The 6,331-nt window shown below is 39.1% G+C and carries 3 protein-coding genes and 2 pseudogenes (1 of these 5 cut by a window edge); 1 reads left to right on the top strand and 4 read right to left on the bottom strand.

Annotation, left to right across the window (positions count from 1 at the left end):
* The 3 genes and pseudogenes from L650_RS0105060 to L650_RS0105045 all read right to left on the bottom strand — a co-directional run.
* Window positions 1-1,112: ISAs1 family transposase (locus tag L650_RS0105060; protein ID WP_029771904.1), on the bottom strand; the 1,112-nt coding region annotated here is incomplete at its 3' end.
* 70 nt (window positions 1,113-1,182) lie between these two features.
* A pseudogene (locus L650_RS0105055) lies at window positions 1,183-2,403 on the bottom strand (hybrid sensor histidine kinase/response regulator); the annotation flags it as partial.
* A gap of 856 nt (window positions 2,404-3,259) precedes the next feature.
* Window positions 3,260-4,189, bottom strand: a complete 930-nt coding sequence (locus tag L650_RS0105045) for a hypothetical protein (protein WP_004589485.1) — start codon at window positions 4,187-4,189, stop codon at window positions 3,260-3,262.
* 410 nt (window positions 4,190-4,599) lie between these two features.
* On the opposite strand from L650_RS0105045, the gene L650_RS0105040 reads away from it, so the two are divergent.
* Window positions 4,600-4,959: a tyrosine-type recombinase/integrase gene (locus tag L650_RS0105040; protein WP_249364201.1), complete on the top strand. Its 360-nt coding sequence runs from the start codon at window positions 4,600-4,602 to the stop codon at window positions 4,957-4,959.
* Window positions 4,960-5,126: 167 nt separating this feature from the next.
* Here L650_RS0105040 and L650_RS0105035 read toward each other — a convergent pair.
* Window positions 5,127-6,331: pseudogene (locus L650_RS0105035) on the bottom strand (IS1182 family transposase) (it continues 225 nt past the right edge of the window).

Below are 6,331 nucleotides of genomic sequence, written 5' to 3'. Positions count from 1 at the left end.
AACAGGGTTGAGCGGTAATCATCGTCTAGCCCTGCCATTTTCTTTTTCCTCGCCATACTAGCTGACTTAGATGTATCTTGTTTAAAAAGCGCCATGGCTATCTTTCGCATTACATTAAACATTAATGGCCCTTGAAGTTTGCGTATTCTCGATTCATCTTCTCTGAAGTTCATATCAAGCATCCAATGCATGCTTTCAACCTGCCAGTGACTGCGTACCGCATTGAGTGCTTGCGCTGCATTTAAGTCTAATGAACTTATATACCAGCGTGTTTCAGTGGTATCCGACCCTGCCGACTTATCATGAACTTCAGCCCTGACCTTAATAATACTCGTTAAGCCAGGCCAACGATAATCCTTGCCTAACCAGCTTTTATCTATAAGTAACTGCTGGCATGTACGTGTTTCAACACGCCCATGTCCTGAGCTTATTTCGGTATATTCATCACAATTATGCTGAGTTAACCTTTCACGCTCGCACTTGTGCCACCACGCTTCTAGTTCCTTTTGCATGCCTGAATGATTACCTTTAAGTGCAAGAATATAATCTGCTTTTTGTTGGATGATTTGTTTTGCTATTTCTTGTTGGCATCCCATCGCATCTAACGTAATGATACTGTTTTCAATATCGAGCAGGGTGAGTAATTCTGGTATTGCGGTGATTTCATTTGTTTTATTATCAACAGCCGTCTGCCCAAGCACTAACTGGTGTTGGCAACTCCATGCACTGACCGTGTGTAAGGCACTTTTTCTGTCTTTTGTGGTAAATGAACGTCGTGCGGTTTTGCCATCGATAGCGATGATATCTGCACCTGTGGTTTCAATCAGTGATGATATCCAAGATTGAAATGCCCTTTCTATTTCATTTGCTTTTAACCGACACATGACGCGAGCAATCGTGTCATGTTTTGGAATTCCTGCGTTGAACGTACCGTATTTTTTTAACCAATCAAGCTTTAGGTGCCCAAAGTCTTCAATATCTTCCCATCCTTCTGCACCAGAGAGTACAGCGCTAATAGCAAGGAGAAGAATATCGATAAGTTCATGCTTTTTACAACGTTCAATGCGAGGATCTGTAATTGAATTAAAATGTTTCAGAAAAGTAGTGCTCATATTTATGCGACCAAGTAATTATTATGCCTTGATCTGATCACTACTTGCTCTATAAGTTCAATTTATAATGATCTTGCCGTGACCTAGAGCTGTGGTACACCTCGTTTTTGGTTGAACGAAATAGGTTTTTATCACCTAAATTACTGGTATTAAAGCCCTCACCGTTAAAATGGCTCAGTATTTTAAATTCATCAAGGGAGCTAAATACCACTTTTTGCTGCGCATCTAGCACCACTAAATCGCCCGTGTACTCAAATAAGTTAGGTATAAAGCGCTCTAAGCGGTCTAACTTTAACGAGCCCTCTACCACACCATAAAACGTATTGTTACGGTATATAGGTGCCGACAGCGCCACAATGGCCTCGTTACCTAGGCCGCGACCTTGAAACACACCACTGGTATAGCCCAGAGGGAACTGCTGAGCTTGAGTAAAGTATGCTCGGTCTTTAACACTACGCTGAGCAAGGCTAAGCCCCTCTATTAAATCGCTGGGCGAGCTAAGCTCTACAAAGCCATCTGGGTTTGCATACAAGCTGGTTGTAAAGCCTGGAAATAACGACATTAATCGTTTGAGCTGCACATCGCTTGCAGTGCCCGCACTTATTGCGTCGCTACTCATAACAATGGCGTTTTTATGAAATGCTAAATAATCATTTAATTGCGTGCTAATAGACTCGGCTTTTTCTTTTAGTTGAGCGTTTACTTCATACTCTAAGCGCGCATGATGATCGTTTACTAAAATTACACTGGTTAGCAATACCACTAAAATAATAATGACACTAACCACATAGCTTAAAATTTTTGCCAGGGGCCGACCCTGATACGCACGGCTAGCGTAAGGTACAAATACACTAACTAAATCAACCACCGCCAAACTTATTAGCGCGTTAATTAAGTACTTTGATATCGCTACTATTAGCGTTAACCAGGCCAAGCCAATAACAAATTGGCCTATAACCCATACAAAGGGTAAACCAATACATAGCCAAAATACGCTACCCAGAGGAAGAATAGGTTTAGAGCGGCGTAAGCAAAAAGCATAAAGCCAACAAAGCTCGAGTAAATACACAATACTCGGCCAACAATGGCCCCACCTATAAAGTAAAAAACCAGAAACAATAGCAAGGCTTAGGCACGCGTAACGCAGCCCAGTAAATACTAAACTGCATAAAACAAACAATTGCCCAAACAAAAATTCGGAGCTGTCGAAAAAATACAATGGCGAGAGATTTACTAACCCGCCTAATAACCCTAATAAAACAGCGAGTGTCCACTTACTTCTTTGCGGCATTAATCAACCTTGGGGCACTTTGTTAACACTTTACATGTTAAAATTAATGTAATTTTTACATTATTACGTACAAGGCAAGGGTTGTCTAGCAGCAATAAAACAGGAACAGATACACATTACCCCCTGTCAAAAAGCGTGTTATGTGTTTTTACACTTACTCTTTTTATGACTGCCACTTAAATTTAACTTAATATCCTTAAGCATAGGCTTAGCATTTGCGATTGCTAAATAGGCATTAGCTAACGCTTCTGGAGCTGCGCAATAATCTACAATAAGTATTACTGTTGAAACATTGAGTGACTGTAATTTATTGCCAAGCTCAGTAGATGTGAGTTTTGCTTTGGAGTTGCTAAATAAGTAATTTGATTTTTTTACATAAATAGTGAATGTTTCATCTGCTAGTGCAGTAAACGACAATAATAAAAACAGTGTGAATGTAAAAATGAGGTAGAGCGGTAATAGTGGAAAATCGATACTCGTAATATTAAATATTTAACGGTGTCACTAAGGAATAATTTAAAAGGAATGTATTTTCACCCAAATGTTGTTAGAAGCATAAACTGGCATAAGAACATACCTTTTTACTGGGCTACAGCGTAGCAATTGAAGTGTAAGTTGGCATAATATTGAAGCTTATAATGGCATAAAGTTACCAAATACAGGCTTTATGAAGCCAACCACATAAAAATACTGCCAAGTTTAATTGGCTGCTATGTGCCATGAGCGGACGGTGATGACGCCGCACTAAGCGGACGGTGATGACGCCGCACTAAGCGGACTAAAACAGTGGGTTATAATGTGTAGTGAAGCGAAACCTAATCCACTGTTTTAGTTCCGCTTAAGTGCCTTGTATGCACTAGTACGGAGGATAAAATGACCAAGGGCTTTTATGATCATGACTTTCTTCTCGCCTACATTGCTCAATCACTTTATTTCTTAATTCTTCGTAATTATCTTTTAAACTGTATATGCAAAGAAGCAGAGATAAATTAAGTAAAGTTCCACCAATAGTTTGGAAGTTTGTACTTCCGTGTAAAGATTGATTTCTCCATGAATATATAAGGTCAAATGGGTCTTGAGAATCATCTAAGCTTGAAATATGAACTCTGAATTCTTGCAAAAGTACCTTGAGTTCAGAATCTGCGATTTCATCATACACAAGATTTAAAACATCTCTGATGCTGGAGCATTGCGCACCAATTTTATAAGGTCTCGGTTTTCCAGCACGATTTTTTACTTGAAAAGTAGACTTAACCGTCCCATCCATATTTAAGTATGTTGAACTTACTCGTTTTAGAGTCGATTCAAGTAATGGGAAACCGATATAAGCCAATATTAGAGATGAGTCATATAGGAAGTATCTAGCATGATGCGGAATTTTTTGTTCAGATTCGTATTGTAACTGCTGCTCTTCTGATGATCTGGCTGGCTTCTTACAATTTACAAGTGAAGCTCTGATTGAAGCCTGAAACAATGACTTCATTTCATGTTCTTCATTACTAAAGTATTCAGAGCGACTACCTACGAGAACTTCAGCACACCATGACCATAACCCAAAGTGATCATCTACAACGATTGTATTTAATCCTGGGAGTAGTAACACTTTAGATAAACCAAGAATTGAAGCCAATAAAGCCTGATGATCCAACTCGTGGAACCTGACTCCATTTGCAAAAAGTCTATATTTTTCAGAATTAGCACCGATTGCCATACCACCATCAGGTGTTTTAACAGATGAACACCACTGCTCACATAAACTTTTTATTTCCTCTGGGGTGGTTGCCATATAGTTTCCTTCATGCTGAATTAATGATCCAATAGAGTGCTAACAACTTTATCAGAGGACACTTTCCCTTTTTTAGCGCGAAAACGTCCTTATTTAATGAACTTATATTAATAGCAAATAGCGTAAATTATTGCCAACAATAAATATTACTCTTCCTACTGCCAATATAAACATGTAAAAAAGAGGAAAGTTTCCTCTATTCTTACTAAATTAATGACTACTCACCTCAATGACCGCTCATCGCTCATACCCGAATTCTTTTGTAGCGAGCTAAGCTTAAAACTCCATAAACACCGGAGTACAACTAATGCACCAGTTAACTATATATCAGCCTAAAGAGCCTTGGAATAAAAATAAGCTTGTAGGACAAAAGTTACCTCTAAAATTACAGCAAATAAAAAAAGACTGGTATGCCTGTTCAATTTGAAATTACTGGAAATACAAGGAAATCAATTGTGGCGCTCATAGAGCAATTTACTCTCAATTCTTATGATTACTTGTTTAAGTCACGAATTCATTCCTCTGAACACCTTTCAACCCGTCAATATGGACGTATAGTTGACTCTTGGGTCACCTCAATTGGGTTAGATAAGACTCAATATGGCACTCATTCAATGAGACGTACCAAACCATCACTAATTTACAAAAAAACTAAAAATTTAAGAGCCTGTCAGCTTCTACTTGGCCATAGAAAACTAGAGAGCACTGTCAGGTACTTGGGAATAGAAGTTGATGATGCGTTAGAAGTATCAGAACAGATCGATGCTTAAATTTGAACCTAAGCCAGACTCGAAGTTAGAGTCTGGCACGTGCCCAGACTGTGTGAAAACTAATTTTTAATAAATTGTCTTGGGTATGTTCTTAGTTTGAAACCATTTAAGATGGTTGCGATCGATTTTTTCTCAGTATCGCAATTTTCTCCGCGCGAGCGAAACTGCTATGGCAACGCTACTCTAATTGCTTTACTTAGGCCGTTAACTCCCATAATTGTTATCATTCTTCTGAAGTTGTAAGCTAGGACATGAAGACTTATTTCTGTCCCCACGCTTTTTAAACCTCGTGTTAGTAAGTGGGTAGCTCCCATCCAGAGTTTAATTGTGCCAAAGGGGTGCTCAACAGTTTGCTTGCGATGAAGCATCAATTCAGGTTCATTCTTTAGCTTTTGAAGCATTTCTTCTGTCAGAATCTCATGCACCCACCGCCTTATTCGCCTAGGGTCTTTTTTAGAGTTAGTGCACTGACTTCTTATTTTACAATCTCGACAAGCAATGTGATTGAAGTAAACATCAAGGTATTTACCTTGCTCAAATACCTGCATTCGATTTTGAAGTTCATTACCAGCGGGGCATAAGTAAATATCTTTATTTGCATCGTATTTGAAGAGTGAGCGGTTAAATATCCCTTTCTTTTCAGAGGACGATGTATCCGTCTTGGGCATGATTGGCTCTGCACCCAAATCGATAGTATCTTTTATATCGGGCTGACTGAAGTAACCTTTATCTGCTAATACCCTTATATCTTCCTTGCGCAATGCTTTTTGTGCGAGTTTTGTCATTGACGCAAGCTGGCCTCTATCTGGCACGTTGGTCACCTCATGCGCCACTATAAGGTGGTGCTTGGTATCAACCGCACTTTGCACGTTATAACTCACAACTCTTGTAAAACCTTGAGTTTTCATTAAACGTGAATCAGGATCAGTAGTGGATATTTGCTTGTCAGGATGAGCTTCAACTTGTTCTTTAATCTCGTGTAGTTTTTTTAACTGGCTGCGAAAGTCAGCTAGCCTATCTTTTGTGGCTTTAATTTTTGTGACGTTAGCTTGCTCTTTATCGGCTTCATCAAGTAATTCAAGGTAACGTTCAATATTCTTTTCGACTCGGTCGATGTGGAATTTAACTTTGCTTGGCGTAAAATTATTGCCTTTGTTGTTGCTAGCTTTAAACTTACTACCATCGATGGCAACAACTGGTTTCTCAAACATATTCAGACGACGGCAGACTTCAACAAACGTTTTGCACACATTTTTTATACCATCTCCGTTGTCTTTTCTAAAATCAGCAATCGTTTTAAAGTCGGGTGCCAACTTACCAAGTAGCCACATCAGTTCAATATTGCGTTGGCATTCGGTTTCTAATCGGCGGG

Origin of the sequence: Pseudoalteromonas sp. TB51 (genome assembly GCF_000498055.1) — a bacterium.
GTDB classification, from domain to species: domain Bacteria; phylum Pseudomonadota; class Gammaproteobacteria; order Enterobacterales; family Alteromonadaceae; genus Pseudoalteromonas; species Pseudoalteromonas atlantica.
This window is presented reverse-complemented; position numbering and strand designations above follow the sequence as displayed.

Bases quoted from the DNA above. Each gene is read 5' to 3' on its own strand.
- L650_RS0105045 (WP_004589485.1), bottom strand. From the start codon at position 4,189: ATGGCAACCACCCCAGAGGAAATAAAAAGTTTATGTGAGCAGTGGTGT.
- L650_RS0105040 (WP_249364201.1), top strand. From the start codon at position 4,600: ATGCCTGTTCAATTTGAAATTACTGGAAATACAAGGAAATCAATTGTG.